Source organism: Herbaspirillum sp. C9C3, from assembly GCF_013359625.1.
In the GTDB taxonomy this organism is placed as follows: domain Bacteria; phylum Pseudomonadota; class Gammaproteobacteria; order Burkholderiales; family Burkholderiaceae_D; genus Herbaspirillum.
In genome coordinates this window covers 251,137-272,007 of the sequence record NZ_JABFMQ010000003.1, presented here as the reverse complement: position 1 = coordinate 272,007, position 20,871 = coordinate 251,137, and the positions used below count along the sequence as shown (strand labels likewise).

15 protein-coding genes are annotated in these 20,871 nt (G+C 64.4%); 8 read left to right on the top strand and 7 right to left on the bottom strand.

The annotated features are described in order from the left end of the window. Positions 1-13: 13 nt before the first annotated feature. Positions 14-205, bottom strand: coding sequence for a hypothetical protein (locus HNO82_RS05205; RefSeq protein WP_008334369.1), 192 nt, complete (start codon positions 203-205; stop codon positions 14-16). Positions 206-429: 224 nt separating this feature from the next. On the opposite strand from HNO82_RS05205, the gene HNO82_RS05200 reads away from it, so the two are divergent. The 4 genes from HNO82_RS05200 to HNO82_RS05185 all read left to right on the top strand — a co-directional run bounded on the left by HNO82_RS05200 (position 430) and on the right by HNO82_RS05185 (position 5,913). After that, positions 430-2,442 (top strand): putative bifunctional diguanylate cyclase/phosphodiesterase, encoded by a 2,013-nt coding sequence (locus tag HNO82_RS05200; RefSeq protein WP_008334371.1) that lies wholly within the window; start codon positions 430-432, stop codon positions 2,440-2,442. 176 nt (positions 2,443-2,618) lie between these two features. After that, on the top strand, positions 2,619-3,578 hold the full coding sequence (locus HNO82_RS05195) for a bifunctional enoyl-CoA hydratase/phosphate acetyltransferase (RefSeq protein ID WP_008334373.1): 960 nt from the start codon (positions 2,619-2,621) through the stop codon (positions 3,576-3,578). After that, positions 3,575-4,756, top strand: coding sequence for an acetate/propionate family kinase (locus HNO82_RS05190; protein WP_008334374.1), 1,182 nt, complete (start codon positions 3,575-3,577; stop codon positions 4,754-4,756). The genes HNO82_RS05195 and HNO82_RS05190 overlap by 4 nt, the downstream gene beginning before the upstream one ends. Before the next feature lie 83 nt (positions 4,757-4,839). After that, complete coding sequence (locus HNO82_RS05185) at positions 4,840-5,913, top strand: alpha/beta fold hydrolase (RefSeq protein WP_217509815.1); 1,074 nt, start codon at positions 4,840-4,842, stop codon at positions 5,911-5,913. A 6-nt stretch (positions 5,914-5,919) separates the two neighbouring features. Here HNO82_RS05185 and HNO82_RS05180 read toward each other — a convergent pair whose 3' ends face one another. Continuing rightward, positions 5,920-6,621 (bottom strand): TetR/AcrR family transcriptional regulator, encoded by a 702-nt coding sequence (locus tag HNO82_RS05180; protein WP_175342968.1) that lies wholly within the window; start codon positions 6,619-6,621, stop codon positions 5,920-5,922. A 227-nt stretch (positions 6,622-6,848) separates the two neighbouring features. Between HNO82_RS05180 and HNO82_RS05175 the strand changes: the two genes are divergently transcribed. The 3 genes from HNO82_RS05175 to HNO82_RS05165 are packed head-to-tail and all read left to right on the top strand — an operon-like array spanning position 6,849 to position 12,558. Then, the gene (locus tag HNO82_RS05175) at positions 6,849-7,934 is read left to right on the top strand and encodes an efflux RND transporter periplasmic adaptor subunit (protein WP_175342967.1); all 1,086 of its coding nucleotides are present in this window, start codon (positions 6,849-6,851) and stop codon (positions 7,932-7,934) included. Next, positions 7,931-11,074 (top strand): efflux RND transporter permease subunit, encoded by a 3,144-nt coding sequence (locus HNO82_RS05170; protein WP_175342966.1) that lies wholly within the window; start codon positions 7,931-7,933, stop codon positions 11,072-11,074. The genes HNO82_RS05175 and HNO82_RS05170 overlap by 4 nt, the downstream gene beginning before the upstream one ends. Continuing rightward, positions 11,074-12,558: an efflux transporter outer membrane subunit gene (locus HNO82_RS05165; RefSeq protein ID WP_175342965.1), complete on the top strand. Its 1,485-nt coding sequence runs from the start codon at positions 11,074-11,076 to the stop codon at positions 12,556-12,558. Before HNO82_RS05170 ends, HNO82_RS05165 begins: the two co-directional genes overlap by 1 nt. A gap of 15 nt (positions 12,559-12,573) precedes the next feature. On the opposite strand, the gene HNO82_RS05160 is transcribed toward HNO82_RS05165, so the two are convergent. The 5 genes from HNO82_RS05160 to HNO82_RS05140 all read right to left on the bottom strand — a co-directional run bounded on the left by HNO82_RS05160 (position 12,574) and on the right by HNO82_RS05140 (position 19,141). Continuing rightward, complete coding sequence (locus HNO82_RS05160; protein ID WP_175342964.1) at positions 12,574-13,425, bottom strand: carbohydrate ABC transporter permease; 852 nt, start codon at positions 13,423-13,425, stop codon at positions 12,574-12,576. Between the two features lie 47 nt (positions 13,426-13,472). Continuing rightward, the gene (locus HNO82_RS05155; RefSeq protein ID WP_175342963.1) at positions 13,473-14,396 is read right to left on the bottom strand and encodes a carbohydrate ABC transporter permease; all 924 of its coding nucleotides are present in this window, start codon (positions 14,394-14,396) and stop codon (positions 13,473-13,475) included. A gap of 99 nt (positions 14,397-14,495) precedes the next feature. Next, positions 14,496-15,743, bottom strand: coding sequence for an ABC transporter substrate-binding protein (locus HNO82_RS05150; RefSeq protein WP_008334388.1), 1,248 nt, complete (start codon positions 15,741-15,743; stop codon positions 14,496-14,498). A 215-nt stretch (positions 15,744-15,958) separates the two neighbouring features. Next, a complete protein-coding gene (locus HNO82_RS05145) occupies positions 15,959-17,935 on the bottom strand; it encodes a beta-galactosidase (protein WP_175342962.1) in 1,977 nt (658 codons plus the stop codon). A gap of 60 nt (positions 17,936-17,995) precedes the next feature. Continuing rightward, positions 17,996-19,141 carry an ABC transporter ATP-binding protein gene (locus HNO82_RS05140; protein WP_008334390.1) on the bottom strand — a complete coding sequence of 382 codons (1,146 nt, stop codon included), beginning with the start codon at positions 19,139-19,141 and terminating at the stop codon, positions 17,996-17,998. A gap of 416 nt (positions 19,142-19,557) precedes the next feature. On the opposite strand from HNO82_RS05140, the gene HNO82_RS05135 reads away from it, so the two are divergent. Next, positions 19,558-20,592, top strand: a complete 1,035-nt coding sequence (locus tag HNO82_RS05135; RefSeq protein ID WP_175342961.1) for a LacI family DNA-binding transcriptional regulator — start codon at positions 19,558-19,560, stop codon at positions 20,590-20,592. Positions 20,593-20,871: the final 279 nt, after the last annotated feature.

The window sequence follows — 20,871 nt, the reverse complement described above, 5'->3', positions numbered from 1 at the left end:
GCTGTTGTGAAACTCAGGGCGTCGCAGCGCCTCCCGCCGAGCTTTGCGGCGCTGCGTCGGGCGCAGCCGTGGCGGCTCCCTCGGTACCTTGTTGCGGCGAGAGTTGCGGCAGTTTTTTGTGAATCAGGGGTAAGTCCTGACGTTCGCTGCCATCGGGCATGACGGCCTGTTCGGCCGATAACCAGTTGCCGTTGTCTTGGGCCATGCAGTTTCTCCAGGTTGTGAAAGGGGATCAGCAAGGTCGCAGCTTGTCTCTTTCGCGCCAACAACTCGTTGATACATCTCAATGGCCCCATTGTTTTGACAAGAATTCTTCTTATTCATTGGATAATACCCCGCAGCCGCTGCGGGCTCCCTCGGGACAGGGACGCCTCCGATCCTGCCACGCCTTTCGGCGGGCAGCGCAGCCGGGCATGACGGGATGGAGATGTGAGCGAACTGAAGACAGAAACCGGCGTCGGCGACCAAGCGTCCCGGCCTGCATTGCGAGAACTGATTCGCGCGGACCAACTGACGGCGGCCCGCCACACGGTCATGCTGTCGATCCCGGTGGCTTTCGTGCTGAGCGCCATCTCGACTTTCGTCGCCTGGCATTCCGGCAAGCTCTGGATCGCCCTGGCGTGGCTGGCCTGCGCCACGCTGGTCAACCTGGTGCGTATCCCGCTGTGCCGCCTCTCACCGCAGCGCGTGGCGCAACTGGTGCCGTGGATGCAGCCGCGCGGCGCGATCCTCGGCCAAGGCGACGTGGTGGAATTGAACCTGCGCCTGCACTGGATCCTGGCGCTGGTCTCCGGCTTCGCCTGGGCCGGCATGCCCTGGCTGAGCGAGGGCTACACCACGCCCGAAACGCTTTTCTATCTCACCTGCGTGTGCGGCATCACGGCCGGTGCCGTCACCCACGGCTTCGCCTTTGCCCGCATCCCCATCAGCTTCATCACGCCGCCGCTGTTGTCGGTGATCTTCTGCCTGTCCGTCTTCAATCGCAATCCGACCCGGCTGGCGCTGGCCGCGACGGCCGTGATCTACCTGGCCGGCCTGATTCGCGGCGCCCGCGTGGGCGAGCGCATGTTTGCGCGCGCCTGCGCCCTCAAGAATGAGGCCACCACCGCCAACCAGGCCCTGGCCGTGGCCCATGAAGACCTGCGCCAGTTTGCCGCGCGCATGCAGTACCAGGCCGAACACGATCTGCTGACCGGCCTGCTGGACCGCGCCGGCTTCATGCGGGTCGCCGCGCAGGTGCTGGCGCGTCAGCCGCACCGACAGTGCCTGATGTTCCTTGACCTGGATGGTTTCAAGGTCATCAACGACGCCTATGGCCATGAGGCGGGGGACCAGGTGCTCATCGAAGTGGCACGGCGCCTGCAGTCCTGTCTGCCCGAGAGCGCGACGCTGGCGCGCCTGGCGGGTGACGAATTCGTGATTCTCTACCCGCTGACCGCCCGGGCAGAGTCGCCGGAGCAGCTGGCGCAGCGCCTCATCACGGCGATCCGCCAGCCGTTCGCACGACTGGCCCATCGCCACATCGGCCTGAGCGTGGGGATCTACCTCTCGCGCGGCGATGATATCAACGAGATGCTGGTCTGTTCGGATGCCGCCATGTATGAGGCCAAGCGCCGTGGCCGCAATCAGTATCAGGTCTTCAACGCGGCGCTGGATGCGCATCTGCAGATGAAGCGCGATGTCGAGCGCGATCTGGCCCAGGCGCTGGCCGATGGCGAACTGCAGGTGTGGTTCCAGCCCATCGTTTGCGAGGACGGGCGTGCCCTGGACGGTTTCGAGGCCCTGGTGCGCTGGACCCATCGCCGCCATGGCCCGATCGCACCGCCTGACCTGATCGAGATTGCAGCGCTGGCGGGGCTGTCGGAGGAACTGCTGCGCTTCATCATGAACGAAGTGGCGCGCATGATTGCGTTCATGCAGGACACTGGTCGCAGTGACTTGCGCGTGTCGATGAATATCTCGCCGCGTGAAATGGAGCGCATCGTCATCGAGGACCTGGTGGCGGCCACCCTGAAACAGCAGAACCTGCCAGCGCACATGCTGGAAATCGAGATCACCGAAGAGACCGCGCTCGACCTTCAGGCGGCCACACAGACCCTGACGGCGCTGGCGCTGCAGGGCGTGAGCATCGCCATCGACGACTTCGGCGTGGGCTATTCCTCGCTGGGCTTCCTGCGTCAGATGCACGTCTCGCGCGTGAAGATCGACCGCAGCTTCGTCACCGGCCTGGCCGACCAGACCGAGAACCAGGCCCTGGTTTCTGCGGTGCTGCAACTGGCGGCATCGTTCGGTTTCCAGGTGGTGGCCGAAGGCGTGGAGAGCGAGCAAGACATGCAGGTCCTGCAATCCATGCACTGTCACGCGATGCAGGGACATTACTTTGCCGAACCGATGCCGGCCGAGATGGCGCGCCGACACGTGCTGGCACTGGCCCAGGTCTGAACGCGCCAGCATGGCTGCATGCGGTCTGACAAAGTTGAAGCAGATCAAGCTTTGTGCTCTCTGACCCCCTTGCGGGCAGTGCCGCAATTGAACTCACCTCCGCCTGGGGATATGCTGCGACACAGCAAGCCCGCATGAGCGCGTCCTGCCTCATGCCACCCCTTCAGGAGGACGCCATGTTTCCACCGACGCAGGCCACGCCTGCCGAGCGCTACGGTCAACTCATCCGCGATGCCCTGGGCGCGCAGCCGATGCGGGTGGCCGTGGTCCACCCCTGTTCTGCCGAGGCCTTGCAGGGCGCGCTGGAGGCGCACCAGGAAGGTCTGCTGGAACCGTTGCTGGTCGGGCCCGAAGTCAGAATACGACGTATCGCCGAGCAGGCCGGGCTGTCGCTGACGGGCTTGCAGATCGAGTGCACCGAACACAGTCATGCGGCCGCAGCCCGCGCCGTCGAGCTGGCCGTACAAGGGCGCGTGGCTGCACTCATGAAGGGCAGCCTGCACAGCGACGAACTGCTCGCAGCGGTGGTGGCGCCGGGCGCTGGTCTGCGCACCGAACGTCGCATCAGCCATGTCTATGCCATGGCCATTCCCACCTACGCCAAGCCCCTCATCATCACCGATGCCGCCATCAACATCACCCCCACGCTGGCCCACAAGCGCGACATCTGCCAGAACGCCATCGATCTGCTGCACGTGATGGGTGTGCCGCGTCCGCACGTAGCGGTGCTGGCAGCCGTGGAGACGGTCAATCCGGCCATGCCTTCCACCCTGGATGCGGCCGCCCTGACCGTGATGGCCACGCGCCACCAGATCACCGGCGCGGTGGTCGATGGCCCGCTGGCCTTTGACAACGCCATCAGTCTGCAATCGGCCAGCATCAAGCAGATCGCCTCGCCGGTGGCGGGTAGCGCCGATATCCTGCTGGTGCCCGATCTCGAAGCGGGCAACATGCTGGCCAAGCAGTTGATCTATTTGTCCCAGGCCGAGGCTGCCGGACTGGTGCTGGGCGCGCGCGTGCCGGTGATCCTGACCAGCCGTGCTGACAGCTTGCGAGTGCGCCTGGCCTCCTCGGCGCTGGCCCGTCTGTTCGCCTCGCGCAGCAAGCTGTGCGCGGTCGGCAAGGAACGCTCATGAATCGCTGGTTGCTGACCTTCAATGCCGGCTCGTCCACGATCAAGCTGGGCGTGTTCCGCCTCGATGGTCCGCGCGCCGGCAAGATCGGCCACGGACAGCTGGATCTGCATCTCTCGCCCTTGCGGCTGCGTCTGGAGATCGAAGGCGCCACATCGACCGTAGCCATCGATGCCGATCCCGTGGCATCCATGGACAAGGTACTGGAGCAGGTGCTGCACCAGCTCGAAGTCGGTCACGATCAGGGAGCATTGTGCGCGGTCGGTCATCGGGTGGTGCATGGCGGCCTGCACCTGGCGCAATCGGTGCTGCTCGATGAACGCATCGAAGCGGAGCTGCAAGCCCTGGCGCCCCTGGCACCGCTGCACCAACCGCAGAATCTGCGCCTGATCCGCGCCGTCGCGCGACTGCGGCCGGGACTGCCGCAGAGCGCGTCCTTCGATACGGCCTTCCATGCCGACCAGGATGCGCTGGCGCGCCGCTTTGCACTGCCGCGCGAGCTGCACGAGCAAGGCGTGCTGCGTTATGGCTTCCACGGCCTCTCCTACAGCTACATTGCGGCCGAACTGCGGCGCCGCCAACTGCCCGAGGCCCACGGCAATGTGGTGGTCGCGCACCTCGGCAACGGCGCCAGTCTGTGCGGTATCCAGAACGGCCGCAGCGTTGATGCCAGTACCGGCTTCTCGACCCTGGACGGCGTGCCGATGGGCACGCGTTGCGGTGCGCTCGATGCTGGCGTGCTGCTGTATCTGCTGCAGCAGGGGATGACACCGGCGGCGCTGGAAGACTTGCTGTATCACCGCTCCGGCCTGCTGGGGGTATCCGGTGTGAGCGCCGATGTACGCACCCTCCAGCAGAGTCAGGCGGCGCCTGCGCGCGAGGCGCTGGAACTGTTCGCCCTGCGCTGCGCCGGCGAGGCCGCCCGCCTGGCTGCTACCCTGCGCGGCATGGATGCCCTGGTCTTTACCGCCGGTATCGGCGAACACGACGCGCGCATGCGCGCGGCCATCTGTGCGCGTCTGGACTGGCTGGGCGTGCAGCTCGACGAGAGCGCCAATGAAAAGCACCAGGAATGTATCAGCCACCCGGCCAGCCGCGTGCGCGTGCTGGTCATTCCGACCGATGAAGAACAGGTCATTGCCGACGATGCGGCAAGACTCATACACGGGAGTACATCATGACGACCTCACACACCGGCCATGCGCCGCTCGTTGCCGAGACTGCAGAGGGCTGCGGCCCTGGCTGCGTTCCGCTGTTCTGGCCGATGATGCTGGCCAGCGCAGTGTTTCGCCAGGGTCAGGATGTGGTGGACAAGCAGCTGCGCTTTCTGGAAGAAGAAGCCAAGCTGCACGCCATCCACCATCCGCAGATGGCCACCGCTCATCAGGTGCGCCTGAAGCTGCGTACCCTGACCCTGCGCGAATATGGCAAGGCCAGTGGCGCCCACGCCGTCCCCACGCTGGTGGTGGCGCCGTATGCCGGCCATACCTCGGTGATTGCCGATTATTATCCGGGCCAGAGCCTGGTCGAAACCCTGCTCGACCATGGTGTGCCGCATGTCTTTCTGACCGACTGGCATAGTGCCAGCGAGGACATGAAGGACCTGGAGATCGACAACTATCTGGCTGACCTCTGTGTGCTCATCGATGAACTGGGCGGGCGCGCCAATCTGGTCGGACTGTGCCAGGGCGGCTGGATCTCGGCCATGATAGCCGCGCGGTTCCCGCACAAGGTGCAACGTCTGGTGCTGGCCGGCTCACCCATTGATGCCGGTGCCGGCGAGGGGCCGTTGAAGCAGATGGTGGAGCGCACGCCGATCCGCTTCTACGAGGACCTGGTACGTACCGGCGGTGGGCTCATGCGCGGCAGCTTCATGCTGCAGGGCTGGAAGAACATGCACCCCGACGAGCACTACTTCACCGAACACGTGGACCTGTTCCAGCATATCGATGATCCGGTCTACCTGGCCAAGCGCGAGACCTTCGCCGCCTGGTACGAAACCCCGATCGATCTGCCGGGACGCTGGTATCTCCAGGCCATTCGCCAGATCTTCAAGGACAACCTGCTGGCGCGCGGGCAGTTCGTTGCGCTGGGCAAGATGCTGGACCTGCGCGACATTACCTGTCCGCTCTACCTGCTGGCGGGCGAGCGGGATGACATCACCACGCCCGAGCAGGTGCTCAATGCGGCGCAACTGGTCGGTACATCCTCTGCGCACATCACGCAGCGGGTGGTGCCGGGCGGGCACATCGGTCTGTTCATGGGGGGGCGTACACTGGCCGAGGCCTGGCCGCAGATTGCACAGTGGTTGGCCGCCCCGCTGAAAACCGGTGGATAGCCACTCTCAGGCAGCAGGCAGGGTTCTCTTGCGGGCGGCGGCGGGTTTGCGCGCCGCCTTTTTGATTTCCGCGGCGGGCGGCTGATCTGCGGGAGCGGCCACTGCAATGGACGCCTTCAGAAACCACGCCAGCACCGACTCGGCCGTCTTGCCGTCAACGATGTGCGGCACGCAGCGGTAGGAAAAACTGACGCCCTCGCACAAGGCCATCAGGCCGATGGCGATCTCGCGCGGCGGTGCGGCCGGGGCGGTACCGGTCAGGTGGCAATAGGCTTCGACAAAGCGGGTGATCTGAACGTAGCGCTGCTCCAGGAAGCTGTCCAATTGGGCACGGAATTTCTCGTCGCGCAGCGCGATGATGCGCGCCTCCATCCACAGCAGGCTGCACTTGTCATCGCGGTACAGTGCCGAGTACTGCACGGCCAGAGCGTCGCGCAGGGCATGCGGATCGGTCAGACCGCCGCCGAGGATGCGCTCGAAACCCCGGTCGATGCTTTCCCCTTCGCGGCGCAACAGCTCGAAGAAGAGCTGCTCCTTGTCATCGAAGTTGGAATAGAAGGCACCGCGCGAATAGCCCGCTGCGGTGCTGATATCTTCCACGCTGGCCTGCGCATATCCCTTCTGCATGAACATCGCGTGCGCCGCCTCCAGCAGACGTTCCCGGGTCTGCTCACGGCTTTGCTCGCGGCTGAGTCGTTGGCGTGTCATGGGGCTGGATTCTAACACTGTTGTATTCGGATACAGTGTTGCATTTGAATTCATATCTGCATTAGAATCGCTGAACTTTTGTAAAGACGCCCACGAGGCGGAGCGCGCCGCGGTCCGACCCTCCCGACACTCCCTTTCCCGAAAGGAATGCTGTGAAGCCTGTCTCACGTTCGTGTCCCGGTCCTGCTTCCCTGGCTTTTTCCGTACGCCGCGTCCGGCTGGCGCGCATGGCCCTGCTGGCCGTTCCCTTTACGCTCTGGCTGGCCGGATGCAGCAAGCCGGCCCCCGTGGCCGAGGTGCCGCGCGAAGTGGTGGTGTTGCAGGCGCAGGAGCGCGCCGGCACCCAGCCCCTGCACCTGCCGGCCGAAGTGCAGTCGCGCTATGTGACCTCGCTCTCCTTCCGGGTGGCCGGACAACTGGTGGAACGTCGCGTACATCTGGGCGATGTGGTGCGCAAGGGCCAGATCCTGGCCCGTCTCGACCCCGCCGATGCCGACCAGAACGCCGCGTCGGCGCGCGCCGAACTGGCGGCCGCCCGCCAGCATCTCGACGCAGCCGAGAAGCAGCTGCAGCGCGATACGGCGCAGGCCGCAGAACAGCTCATCAGCGCCCAGCAGCTGGAACAAAGCCAGGATGCCCATGCCGCCGCGCTCTCGCAATGGAAGGCCGCGCAGGCCCGTGCCGCGGTGGCCGGCAACCAGCGTGACTACACCACGCTGGTGGCTCAGCATGACGGCGTCATCAGTGCCGAGCAGGCCAATACCGGCGATGTACTGAGCCCCGGTCAGCCGGTCTATTCGCTGGCCTGGTCGGGGGCGGTGGATGTCGTCACCGACGTGGCCGACCGCCAGCTGGCCGGCCTGCAACCCGGGGTCGCTGCCGATGTCACGCTGGCCGCCCTGCCCGGCAAGACCTGGAAGGGGCGTGTGCGTGAAGTCAGTCCGGCCGCTGATCCGCAGAGTCGTACCTATCGCGTCAAGGTCACGCTGGAACAGCCTGACGCCAGCGTGCGCCTGGGCATGACCGGCGAAGTGACGATCACGCCGTCCAACACGACGCAGACGCAGGTTCTGTTGCTGCCGGCCACGGCCTTGTTCCATCAGGGTGACAAACCGGCAGTGTGGGTCGTCGGTGCCGACGGCAAGCTGGTACTGCGTCCGGTGACGGTGGCCGCGTATGGAGAGCGCAGCATTTCGCTCTCGCAAGGCGTGGCTGCCAGTGACAAGGTGGTGGTGCAGGGCGTACATACCCTGACCGTGGGAGAAAAGGTCAAGCCGGTGGCGCCGTTGCACGCCGAGGACTTCGCCCTATGAGCGCGCCCGGCCGATTCAATCTGTCCGCCTGGACCTTGCAGCACCAGGCGCTGGTGACCTTCATCCTGGCGCTGGTGACCTTGCTGGGCATGGGTTCCTATTCGCGGCTGTCGCAATCCGAAGACCCGCCCTTCACCTTCAAGGTGATGGTGATCCAGACCGACTGGCCCGGCGCCACCGCGCGCCAGGTGCAAGAGCAGATCACCGACCGCATCGCCCGCAAGCTGCAGGAGACACCGGACGTCGATTTTCTGCGCAGTTATTCGCGCGCGGGGCAGTCGCAGCTCTTCTTCACCATCAAGGATACGGCCCCGGCCTCGCAGGTGCCGCAGACCTGGTACCAGGTGCGCAAGAAGGTCGGTGACATGGCCGCCACCTTGCCGCAGGGGGTCAAGGGACCATACTTCAATGACGAGTTCGGTGATGTCTACACCAACATCTACGCACTGGCCGGTGACGGTTTCACGCCAGCGCAGTTGCGCGACTATGCTGACCAGTTGCGCGGTGAACTGCTGCACGTGCCGGGCGTGGCCAAGATCGATTACTTCGGGGATCGTCAGGAACACATCTACATCGACATCGGCAACACCCGCATGACGCGCCTTGGCATCAGCCCGCAGCAGCTGGCCGATGCCATCGGTGCACAGAATGCGGTGGTGCCGGGTGGTCTCATCACCACCGACAATGACCGCGTCTACGTGCGTCCTACCGGCCAGTTCGACAACCTGCGCGCGCTGGAAGACAAGATCATCCATGTCAACAACCGCAATTTCCGGCTGGGTGACATCGCCACCATCACGCGCGGTTACGATGAACCGCAGGAACAGGAGATGCGCGCCAACGGCCAGCCCGTGCTGGGCATCGGCGTGACCATGCAGCCTGGCGGCGACGTGATCCGCCTGGGCCGCGCGCTGGACGAGCGCACTGAACAATTGCGCAAGCGCCTGCCCGCCGGGCTCACGCTGACGGCGGTTTCCAGCATGCCGCATGCAGTGGAAAAATCGGTAGATGACTTTTTGGAAGCGGTGGCCGAGGCGGTCGCCATCGTGCTGGTGGTGAGCCTGGTCTCGCTGGGCATTCGCACCGGCATGGTGGTGGTGATTTCGATTCCCATCGTGCTGGCGGTGACCTCGCTGTTCATGTACCTCTTCGACATCGGCCTGCACAAGGTCTCGCTGGGCACTTTGGTGCTGGCACTGGGGCTGCTGGTTGATGATGCCATCATCGCCGTGGAAATGATGGCGGTAAAACTGGAGCAGGGCTGGAACCGCCGCCGCGCCGCCGCCTTCGCCTACACCAGCACGGCCTTCCCGATGCTGACCGGCACGCTGGTGACCGTCGCGGGCTTCCTGCCGATTGCACTGGCCAAGTCGGGGACCGGTGAATACACCCGTTCCATCTTCGAGGTCTCGGCCATTGCATTGCTGCTGTCGTGGCTGGCGGCGGTGGTGCTCATTCCGCTGCTGGGCTATCACCTGCTCAAGGAAAAACCGGGTGCGCTCACGGATGAACAGATCGCCGCCAACCCGCATGCCGGCCATGATGAGGAGGACCACGACCATCCCATCTACCAGACCCGCATCTACACCTGGCTGCGTCGTTCGGTGGCCTGGTGCGTGGCCTTCCGTGGGCGTGTGGTGATCGCCACCACGGTGCTGTTCATCGGCTCGCTGGCCGCCTTCGCACTGGTGCCGCAGCAGTTCTTCCCCAGCTCCGACCGCCCCGAACTGCTGATTGACCTGCACCTGCCGGAGCGTGCCTCCTTTGACGCCACGCAGCGCGAGGCGATCCGCATGGAAGCCCTGCTCAAGGGCCGTCCACAGATCGATCATGTGGTCAGTTTCGTGGGCGTCGGCGCGCCGCGTTTCTACCTGCCGCTGGACCAGCAACTGGCCAGCCCCAACTTCGCGCAGTTCGTCGTGACGGCCAAGTCGGTGGAAGACCGCGAAGCCCTGGCGCGGGCACTGGAGGAGCCGCTGCGCCAGCAGTTCAGCGGTGCGCGCACGCGCATGACGAGGCTGGAGAATGGCCCGCCGGTCGGTTTCCCGGTGCAGTTCCGCATCAGCGGCGAACAGATCCCCAAGGTACGCGCCATTGCCGAACAGGTAGCCGCCGAGTTGCGCAAGGAAAGTCGTGCCACCAACATCCAGTTCGACTGGGATGAGCCGGCCCAGCGTTCGGTGTCCTTCGAGATCGACCAGAAACGTGCCGCCGAGCTGGGCTTGAGCAGCCAGCAGATTGCCAACTTCCTGGCCATGCAGTTGTCGGGCGTGACCGTGACGCAATATCGCGAGCGCGACAAACTCGTCAGCGTCGACCTGCGCACCCCGCGCAGCGAGCGCGTCGATCCCTCGCGCCTGGCCAGCTTGTCCATGCCCACCGCCAATGGTCCGGTGCCGCTGGCCACACTGGGCCAGTTCCGCAATACGCTGGAATACGGCGTGATCTGGGAGCGCGACCGCCAGCCCACCATCACCGTGCTGGCCGACGTGCGCCCGGGCGTGCAGGGCATCGATGTCACCAATGACGTCAACCGCAAGCTCGATGCCCTGCGCGGCGAGCTGCCGGTGGGTTATCGCATCGATGTGGGCGGTCCGGTGGAAGAGAACGCCAAGGCCCAGTCCTCCATCTCGGCGCAGATGCCCTTGATGGTCATCGCCGTGCTGCTGTTGCTGATGGTGCAGTTGCAGAGCTTCGGCCGCACCCTGATGGTGGTGATGACTGCACCGCTGGGCCTGATCGGCGTGGTCGGCGCGCTGCTGCTGTTTGGTCAGCCCTTCGGCTTCGTGGCCATGCTGGGCACCATTGCCATGCTGGGCATCATCATGCGCAACTCGGTGATCCTGGTGGACCAGATCGAGCAGGACATCGCCGCCGGTCGTGGCCGCTTCGATGCCATCGTCGGCGCCACCGTGCGCCGCTTCCGTCCGATCACGCTCACTGCTGCCGCGGCCGTGCTGGCATTGATTCCGCTGTTGCGCAGCAACTTCTTCGGACCGATGGCCACCGCGCTCATGGGCGGCATCACCATCGCCACCATCCTGACCCTGTTCTACCTGCCGGCGCTGTACGCGCTGTGCTACCGGGTCAAGCCGGATGAAACCCATCACCGCGACCATGCCGCGCAAGGGAGTCACTGATGAGCGCCGTTCGTTTGATCTTCGCCCCGCAGCTGCGCCCCGTGGCGCTGGCCGCCGCGCTGCTGCTGTCCGGTTGCGCCCTGGGACCGACCGGCGAAGCGCCGGCCATGCCGCAGCCGGCCCACTATGCCGCCCAGGCCACGCCTGCCACGCTGGGACCTTCGGAGGCGCGCCAGACCTTCGTGCTGGGTCAGCGCACGGTGCCGCACTGGTGGCGTGCCTATGGCTCGCCGGAACTGTCGGCCTGGGTCGAGGAGGCCTTGCGCAACAATCATTCGCTGGCCGAGGCCGATCGCAATCTGGCCAGTGCACGCCTGCAATTGCGCGCGCAGATCGATGAGTCGCTCTGGCCCACCATCGATGCGGTCGGACAGGCCCAGCGTCAGCGCGCTCTGGGCCTGCCCAACATCGGCCCGACCACCAATCTGTACAACGTCTTCGCCGGCCAGATCCGGGCCAGCTATACCTTCGACCTGTTCGGGGTGGAACGCTTCGCCAATTCGGCCCTGGCCGCGCAGGTCGATGCCCAGTCCTATCAGTTCGATGCGGCACGGCGGGCAGTGGCAGCCAACGTGGTCATCACGGCCATCAATGCCGCTTCATTGCGCGCACAGGTGAGCGACACCGAGCGCCTGGTGGCGCTGGCCGATGCCGATGTGGAGGAATTGCAGCGCCGTCTGGCGCTGGGGGCGGTGTCCGCTGACGAGCTCTTGTCCGCGCGCGCCAGTGCGCAATCGCTGCGCGCCAGCCTGCCCGGTCTGAAGGCGCAATGGCAGGGTGCGCGTCATGCGCTGGCGGTCTTGATGGGCCGCACCCCGGATGCCGCACCATCCGATCTGGAGATGGCCAGCCTGAAGTTGCCGCAGCAGGTTCCGATGACGGTTCCCTCCGAACTGCTCAGGCAACGGCCCGACATCCTCGCGGCCGATGCGGCCTTGAAAGTGGCTGCGGCCCAGCAGGCGGTGGCCACGGCCGAGATGTTTCCCAGCCTGTCCATCAGCGCTTCCTTCGGCCAGTCCGGCTTCTCGTGGGCCAAGGCCACCGGTGGTGCCGGTGCGGTGTGGGGCCTGGGGGCGTCGCTGACACAGCCGCTGTTTCATGGCGGGGCCTTGCGCGCCAAGCGGGACGCCAGCAAGCAAGCCTATTTCGCGGCCGAGGCCCATTATCGCCAGACCGTGTTGAATGCTTTCCAGAACGTGGCCGATAGCCTGGTGGCACTGACCGAGGATGCCGATGCTCTGCAGGCGTCGTCGGCGGCGCGCATCGCTTCCGAGCAAGGCTGGCGCAATGCGCAGCGGCGCGCGCAACTCGGGGCCTATCCGGCCAGTGCCGCGCGCACCGGCGAGCGCCAGTATCTCAATGCCAGGCTGGGCGAGATCCGCGCCACGGCCAGCCGCATGAACGATACGGCCACCCTGTTCCAGGCCATGGGCGTGGGGCTGGAGGAAGCGCCCGTGGCGGCACCGCCACCGACGCAGCCCTGAGTCGGCAGAGCTTGCTCAGCCCTTGCTGGCGCCGAAGGTCAGTCCGGCCACGAACTGCTTCTGCATCACGAAGAACAGGATCACCGAAGGCAGCGCCGCCAGGATGGAGCCGGCCGAGACCAGGTTCCAGGAGGTCGTCCACTGGCCGCGCAGCGCCGCCACGCCGACGGTGATGGGCGCCACATCATCGCCCTGGGTCAGCACCAGCGCCCAGAAGTAATCATTCCAGACGAAGGTGAAGACCAGCACCGCCAGCGCGGCCAGGGCCGGCCGGATCAGCGGCAGCACGATGCGATAGAACACGGTCCACTCGCTGGCCCCTTCGATGCGCGCGGCTTCGATCATCTCGAAGGGCAACTGCTTGATGAAATTGCGCAGGAACAAGGTACAGAATCCGGTCTGCATGGCGATGTGGAACAGCATCATCCCGGTGATGGTATTGAACAGCCCCAGGGACAGGGTGAGGTCCCGTACCGGAATCATCAGGATCTGTTGCGGCACGAAGTTGCAGGCCACGAAGGTGGCGAAGAGTACGGTGTTGCCGCGAAACTGATAGGTCGACAGCGCAAAGCCGGCCATGGCCGCCAGCGAGATGGCACCGATCACCGACGGGACGGTGATGAGGCAGCTGTTCCAGAAATAATGCAGCATGGGCGAGGCGGTCAGCGCCTCGCGATAATTGTCCAGCATGGCGAAGTCCTGCGGCCAGCCCCAGTAGTTGCCGGCCATCAGTTCGTCGTTGGAGCGTATCGAGGTCACCAGCGCGGTCAGCATCGGCAACAACCAGATCAGCAGCGCCACCGGCAGCGAGGCGCGGTAGAGCGCGCGGTTGATCGGCTTCCATTTTTCTATCGGCATGGGAAACATGGCGATCTCTCTTTTCTCGTTAAGCGGTTGACGATGGGCGTTTGCGTTCAGCGTTCAGCGCGCAGCATGCGGCGCAGCTGGAAGACGATGTAGACCAGCATGATGGCAAAGAGCGTCACCGCCACCGCCGCCGAATACCCCTGGCGGTAATACTTGATGGCCTGGTCATAGGCGTAATACGCCAGCACGGTGGAACTCTCGTAAGGGCCGCCGCTGGTCATCACCGAGATCAGGTCGAAGCTGCGCAGGGCCCCGATGATGCTGACCACGAAGGCCATGAAGGTGGTCGAGCGCAATTGCGGCAGGATCACGTAGCGCAGCATGGTCCAGCCCTTGGCGCCTTCCATGCGGGCAGCCTCTACCTGGTCATGGTTCAAGGCGGTCAGACCGGTCAGGAAGAGGATCATGCAGTAGGCGGTCTGCGGCCACAGGGCGGCGAAGATGATGCCGAAGGTGGCATAGCGCGCATCGCCCAGCACCGGCACACCATGGCCGAGGATCAGCGACAGCAGGCCGAAGCTGGGGTCGTAGAACCAGCTGTAGATCAGCCCCACCACCACGCCCGAGAGCACGAAGGGCGCGAAAAACAATGACTTCACCACGCGCATGCCGCGCACCTTCTGGTTCAGGTAGAGCGCGATGGCCAGGCCCATGGGCGGGGCCAGCAGGAACATGAGCAGCCACAGCACGTTGTTTTTCAGGGCCGTGTAGAAGGTCGGCGCATGGAACAGTTCGATGTAGTTGGCCATACCCACGTACTTGGGCGCAGTCATGCCATCCCAGCTGAAGAAGCTGAGATAGATCGTATAGAGAATCGGGTACAGCACATAGACCAGCGTCATGACGCAGGCCGGCGCCAGGAACCAGAAGGCGGCACGGTTGCGGCGGGCGGCACTGCGCTGCGGGCCGGTCACCGGCGTGGCAGAGGCTTGGGTCGCAGACGGCTGCGCGGCGGATGTGGGCGCTAGCATGGCGGGGTCTCCTTCTTTTTCTGCGGGCCATTCCGCTGCCGCACGCGGCAGGGGAATGACCCGGATGGACTACCTGGACCAGCCAGGCATCAAGGACGATCAGGACTTCTTGTAGATACGCTTGCGGCTTTGTTCCAGCTCATTGAGCACGTCATCGATCTTGGTCGGGTCGCTGACGAACTTCTGCATGCCCTTCATGCCTTCATCGGCCATTTCCTTGGTCATGTCGCGATCATAGAACTGCGAGATACCGCCCTTGGCGTTGGAGAGGATCTCGAAACCGATGCGCGAGATCGGATCGGTGGGCGCCGGTGACTTGCTGTTGGCCGGCAGCGAACCCAGGCCCTCGGCCAGCTTGGCGCTGATGGCCGGGGTACCGACGAAGGCGATGAAGCGGTGCGCATCGGCCTTGTTGCGGGCCTTGGCCGGGATGTGAATGGATTCGGTCGGGCCTTCTTCAGCCGTCGGCACGTTGGCATCGATGATGGGGAACTGGAAGTAACCCATCTCCGGCGCCAGTTTGGCCGGGAAGCCCTTGGCAATGAAGGTACCCATCAACATCATGGCGGCCTTGCCCTGGAACAGGAAGGGTTGTGCGCCATCGAGGTCATAGGACAGGGCGTTGTCGATGAAATACTTGTCGTCGATCAGGCTCTTCCAGGCGGTGTAGACCTTCTTGACGCGCGCATCGGTGTAGGCGACATCGCCCGCCATCAACTGCTGGTGGAAGGCGTTGCCGTTGATGCGCAGGTCCAGATAATCGAACCAGCCGGCCAGGGTCCAGGCGTCACGGCCACCCACGGCGATGGGGGCGATGCCGGCGGCCTTCAACTTCTTGCAGGCATCCAGGAATTCATCCCAGGTCTTGGGTTCGGCGCTGATGCCGACCTTCTTGAACAGGTCCTTGCGATAGAACATGCCCCAGGAGTAATACACGGTCGGCGCCGAATACTGTTTGCCGTGCCAGGAAGAGGCTTCCTTGGTGGAGGCGTAGGTCGTATCCCAGCCGTTCTTCTTCCAGTCGTCACTCAGGTCTTCCAGCAAGCCTCGGCTGGCGTAGAAGGCCATGCGCTCGCCGTTGTGCCAGTTGATGATGTCCGGAGCCTGGGTCGAGAGCCAGCCCGGCAGTTGGACCTTGTAGGCTTCTTCCTCGATGAAGGACACCTTGACGTCCACATCCGGGTTGGCCTTCTTGAATTCATCGACCGTGGATTGCCAGACGTTGCGCTGTACTGCGCCCTTGTAGGCGATGTTGACGGCCAGGGTACCGGCCATGGCAGCGGCGCCCCAGGCGGCGGATGCAGCCAGGCAGCCGGCGATCACGGTCATGCGAATCATCTTCTTCATTGTTGTCTCCGAATGTTTGGTTCAAGCGGTTCAGGCAGTTCAAACAGCTAAACGGTTTATAAGGTCAAAACGGTTTAAAAAGCAAAACGGCTGTGTCATGGATCTCGCAGCTTCTTGTACGTTCACGGTACAGCGATCTTGCGCAGGTCTGTGGCCTGCTTGTGCAGGCGGCCGCAGCCGCCGTGCTGTCTTCCAGAGTGAGGCCGGCGTATTGCTCATGCTTGCGTGTGCGGACGGTAAATGGCCACGCCCTGCGGCTCCAGCGCTGCCTGTCCGACCAGGAACTGCGCACCCTCTGCATGCGGCAGCGTGATTGGTGCGTCACTGTAGTTGAAGGCGAACTGCAGGCCGCCCCGCTGCTGCAGGCGCAGGCCTTCCGGCAGGCGTTGCGGAGCCAGTCCGGCGGCGCGCGCCACGTGCTCGAAATAGCGCGTGGTCAGCTCGGTATCGAAGATGCCGGCCAGGTAGTGCGCGCGCTCCTTCTGCACGATGGCTGGATGGCCGTCACCGAAGCTGGCAATGGTCTGCAGGCCCTCGCCATCGGCTTCGATCAGGTCGCGCCAGTAGCGGGCCTGGCCTTGTGTCGTACCGAACTGTACTGTTTCGCTGACGTTGGGGCGCATCGATTCCACCCGCCATACGCGCATCGGCAGCAACTGTTGCAGCGGGCCCGGCGGCAGGGTCGAAGGAATCTGCAGCGACTGGGTCTTGGAGCCGCTGCGCGGACCGAATACCACCTGCGCACCGCTCTCTGCGATGCGGGCCGGCAGATCGTCCGGCACGATGGGCAGCGGCGGCACCACGATCATGGCGTAGCCTTGCAGATCGGCGTTGAGCGGGACGATGTCCACATCCAGGCCGAGCGAACGCAGGGTCGAGTAATAGTCGAAGGCGAAATGCGCATATTCGAAATCGATGCCCTGGAAGTGGATCTCGAAGAGCCACTTGGCATCGTAATCGAACAGCAGCGCCACCTTGCCGCGCGGCTGGGCCAGCGCGCCGTTGGCGTTTTCCACCGCGAGGATTTCCCGGGCCACGCGTTCGGCTTCGCTGCCGCCCACGTCCAGGCGATTGTCGGGACGGTTCAGGCCGGCGTGCAGTTGTTCCTGCGCGAACGGGCACTGACGCCAGCGGAAGTAGGACACGCAGCCCGCACCGTGGGCAAAGGCTTCCCAGCTCCACAGGCGCACCATGCCGGGCAGTGGGGCCGGGTTCCAGTGCGCCCAGTTCACCGGGCCGGGCTGTTGTTCCATCACCCAGAACGGCTGGGCCGACATGCCGCGATAGAGGTCGTGGTTGAAGCTGGCGAAATCGGGATGGCCGGTGCGCAGCCAGCGCGCCTTGGTTTCCGGGTCGTACCACATCACTTCCAGCGCGCCCAGCGGATAGCTGTCCCAGGTGGCGACATCGAGGTCGGCGGCGACCGGATAGTGATCGAACTCCAGGAACATCTGCATGAAGTTGTGCACCATCAGACGGCCCGGCGAGAGCGGACGCAGGATCTCGACCTGCATGCGGTTGTAGCGCACCACTTCATCCGACGCAAAGCGGCGATAGTCCAGGCGATGCGAGGGATGGGCTTCGGTGACGGTGCCCACGGGCGCATCGATCTCCTCGAAGCTGCGGTATTCCATGCTCCAGAACACCGTGCCCCAGGCGGTATTGAGGGCATCGATGCTGCCATAGCGCTGGCGCAGCCACTGTCGGAAGCGGCGCTGGGCCGAGGGCGAATAGCTGACCACGGTCTGGTGGCAGCCGTATTCATTGTCCAGCTGCCAGGCGGTGACCGCCGGATGCTGGCCGTAACGTTCGCCCAGCAGGCGCACGATGCGCTGTGATTCCTCGTAATACGAGTCCGAGGAAAAATCATAATGACGGCGCGAACCGAAGGCGCGCTCGCGACCGTTGGCATCGACTGCCAGCACGTCGTCATGACGGTCGATGAGCCACTTCGGAGGCGTTGCGGTCGGGGTGCACATCACCACTTCCAGGTCATGTTTGGCCAACACCTCGATGGCGCGGTCGAGCCAGTCCCAGCGCAGGTCTCCGGGCGAAGGTTCGATGCGGCTCCAGGCGAATTCGCCGATGCGCACCTGCTTGATGCCCAGCGCCTTCATGCGCCGGGCATCGCTTTCCCACATGGCCTCGGGCCAATGTTCAGGGTAGTAACAGACTCCCAATCGTAACGACATGGTCGTGGTTCCTTAGCGGTAGTGAAGCGTGGAGTGAAGAAGGGCGCGTACGCGGCCTGTTCAGGCTGCGGCGGCCAGGCCCGGATGAACTTCTGTGCGCGCCAGCGCGACCCCGTCCTCATCGAAGAGGTAGGCACAGCTCGGCGTCACCGTTACGCGCAGGCGTTCGCCGCGGGCAATGCGGGCATCGCCCGGCGCCTTGGCCACCAGCGGCTGACCGGCCGGTTCGTCCAGGTGCACGTAGGTCTGCTCGCCCAGGCGCTCCACCAGCATCACTTCGCGGGTGATGCCGTACTGGCCCTGGGTGCCGATCTCCATGTGTTCGGGACGCACGCCCACGGTCACCTGCTGGCCCGCTTGCACCGGACCTTTGGCGGCGACCAGCAGGGTTTCTTCGCTGTGCTGCAAGCGGATCTGGATGCCATTGTCCTGGGCGCTCACCACCTGTGCCGGCAGGAAGTTCATGCGTGGAGAACCGATGAAGCCGGCCACGAAGCGATTGCGCGGATGGTGATACAGCTCCATGGGCGCGCCCACCTGGGCGATGCTGCCAAAGCGCTGGGTATCGGCGCCGGCATGCAGCAGCACGATGCGATCGGCCAGGGTCATCGCCTCGACCTGGTCGTGCGTGACGTAGACCACGCTGGCCTGCTCGAACTGGCGATGCAGGCGCGCGATCTCGATGCGGGTCTGGCTGCGCAGGGTGGCATCGAGATTGGAGAGCGGTTCGTCGAAGAGGAACACCCCGGGGCGCCGCACGATGGCGCGGCCAATCGCCACGCGCTGACGTTGGCCGCCGGAGAGTTCCTTGGGCTTGCGCTGCAACAGTTCTTCCAGCTGCAGGATGCGCGCAGCTTCGCGCACCTTCTGTTCGATCTCGGCCTTGGGCAGCTTGGCCAGGGTCAGACCGAAGCTCATGTTTTCATACACCGTCATGTGCGGAAACAGTGCATAGCTCTGGAACACCATCGCCACCGAACGCTGCGCCGAGGGCACATCATTGACGCGCTTGCCACCGATGAAGAGGTCACCGCTGGTCAGATCTTCCAGCCCCGCGATGCTGCGCAGGAGCGTGGATTTGCCGCAGCCGGACGGGCCCAGGAAGACACAGAATTCATGTTCGCCAATGTCGAGGTCGACATTGCGGATCACCGGCGGTGCATCGCCGTAGGCTTTTTGTGCTGCACGCAAGCTGATGCTGGCCATCACGTTTTCCTAACAGAAATGGATTGCAGGGCAGGGCGCCACGAGGCAGGTGCGGCGTCAGGTTAAGCGCTTAATCAAGCGAGCCAAAAAAAAGATCGCTTGAGTTTCCTGTGTGCAATCGGGGGTTGTCTCCACGTCGTTGTTCTGAGCGTGTTGCCGTGTTGGGTTGGCAAATATTTTGGTTGATCATACCCATCTTGCATGCCCTCCGCAACAACAATCCTGTAACCACCAGCTGCCAGCGATTTGTCAGGAAACGCTCATGCGCATGTGCGAGGGGCCGGCGAACTTTGCGTAAATCGTTTCCGTATTTCCTGCGGGCTGCGCATTCATGGCGTGCATCGTGGCTGACGCGTGCGCGTTGACAAGGCCGTCATAAGCGGTTTGAATGCGAGGGCTTCCAACTCCATGCACCCATGACCACCTTATCCGAAGTTGCCCGTCTGGCCGGTGTTACCTCGGCCACTGTGTCCAACGTCTTGCGCCAGCGCGGCAAGGTTGGCGAGCAGACGCGCCAGCGCGTGCTGGAGGCGGTTGCCCAGCTCGGCTATCGGCCGCATCTGACGGCCCGTGCGCTGGCCGAAGGTCGCGCGCCGACACTGGCGCTGGTGGTCTCCAGCATCGCCAATCCCTTCTATCCGGAATTCGCCCTGGCCGCCGAACGCGCGGCGCGCGAGCGCGGTCGTTTCCTGATCGTCTGCAATACCAACGACGACCCCGATACCGGCCGTGCCTATCTGGACCAGATCGCCGGCACGCTGTCGGACGGCGTACTCATCATGAATGCCAACCTGCCCATGGATGAGTTGAAGAAGACCGAACAGCGCGGCGCACCGGTCGTACTTTGCATGTGGGAAAAACCCGATGCACCGCCCGAGCTGCCCTGCATCGCGGTGGATTTCTTTGCGGCCGGCGCCATCGCTGCGCAGCACCTGGTGGGGCTGGGCCATCGCCACATCGGTGCGCTGGTGGGCAGCAAGAAGAGCGGCATCCATGCCGAGCGCTATCGCGGCTTCGTGGAAGCCTGTGCCGCCGCAGGCATCAAGCACACCCTGCAGCGCACCCGCTATATCGGCGACACGGTCGAATCCGGCTACCAGGCCACCATGACGCTGCTGCGCGAGGAGCCGCAACTGACCGCCATCTTCGCCAGCAATGACCTGCCCGCGCTGGGCGCGATGAATGCCATTGCCGACCTTGGTCTGAACGTGCCACGCGATATCTCCGTGACCGGCATCACCGACATCCAGTGGGCGCGGGTCTCGCGTCCTGCGCTGACCACCGTGGCGGTGCCGACCGAAGAGGCGGCCCGCATGTCCATCGACCTGCTGCTGGCCCTCATCGAGCGCCGCAGCGCCTCGCCCGTGATGCGCGTGACGGCCACGCCACAACTGGTGGAACGCGCCTCCACGGCGGCGCCGCGCAAGGACTTCCCGTCGGCTTTTTCGTGAGGGATGCCGAAGGGAGCCCGGCATTGGTATGCGGCCTGACCAGCGCCAGACCTGGCGCGTCTTTTGTGACCGTTCGGTCCTGGACATCAGCGAGCAGATCCTCACTGAGCATCGCCAGGACAATAGCGTTCTGGCGGCCGCCTTGCACTCTACGCGCGCAATGGCCTGGTCCTTGATGCGCCATGGATGGCCGCGCTGATGCAGGAGTGGTTGCCCGCGCGCCCATCTGGGTGATCAGACTGCGCTGGACGTACCGATTTACTGCAATGCGTTTGAATG

Coding starts and splice junctions, on each gene's coding strand:
- HNO82_RS05205 (WP_008334369.1), bottom strand. CDS start 205: ATGGCCCAAGACAACGGCAACTGGTTATCGGCCGAACAGGCCGTCATG.
- HNO82_RS05195 (WP_008334373.1), top strand. CDS start 2,619: ATGTTTCCACCGACGCAGGCCACGCCTGCCGAGCGCTACGGTCAACTC.
- HNO82_RS05190 (WP_008334374.1), top strand. CDS start 3,575: ATGAATCGCTGGTTGCTGACCTTCAATGCCGGCTCGTCCACGATCAAG.
- HNO82_RS05185 (WP_217509815.1), top strand. CDS start 4,840: ATGATGCTGGCCAGCGCAGTGTTTCGCCAGGGTCAGGATGTGGTGGAC.
- HNO82_RS05180 (WP_175342968.1), bottom strand. CDS start 6,621: ATGACACGCCAACGACTCAGCCGCGAGCAAAGCCGTGAGCAGACCCGG.
- HNO82_RS05175 (WP_175342967.1), top strand. CDS start 6,849: ATGGCCCTGCTGGCCGTTCCCTTTACGCTCTGGCTGGCCGGATGCAGC.
- HNO82_RS05170 (WP_175342966.1), top strand. CDS start 7,931: ATGAGCGCGCCCGGCCGATTCAATCTGTCCGCCTGGACCTTGCAGCAC.
- HNO82_RS05165 (WP_175342965.1), top strand. CDS start 11,074: ATGAGCGCCGTTCGTTTGATCTTCGCCCCGCAGCTGCGCCCCGTGGCG.
- HNO82_RS05160 (WP_175342964.1), bottom strand. CDS start 13,425: ATGTTTCCCATGCCGATAGAAAAATGGAAGCCGATCAACCGCGCGCTC.
- HNO82_RS05155 (WP_175342963.1), bottom strand. CDS start 14,396: ATGCTAGCGCCCACATCCGCCGCGCAGCCGTCTGCGACCCAAGCCTCT.
- HNO82_RS05150 (WP_008334388.1), bottom strand. CDS start 15,743: ATGAAGAAGATGATTCGCATGACCGTGATCGCCGGCTGCCTGGCTGCA.
- HNO82_RS05145 (WP_175342962.1), bottom strand. CDS start 17,935: ATGTCGTTACGATTGGGAGTCTGTTACTACCCTGAACATTGGCCCGAG.
- HNO82_RS05140 (WP_008334390.1), bottom strand. CDS start 19,141: ATGGCCAGCATCAGCTTGCGTGCAGCACAAAAAGCCTACGGCGATGCA.
- HNO82_RS05135 (WP_175342961.1), top strand. CDS start 19,558: ATGACCACCTTATCCGAAGTTGCCCGTCTGGCCGGTGTTACCTCGGCC.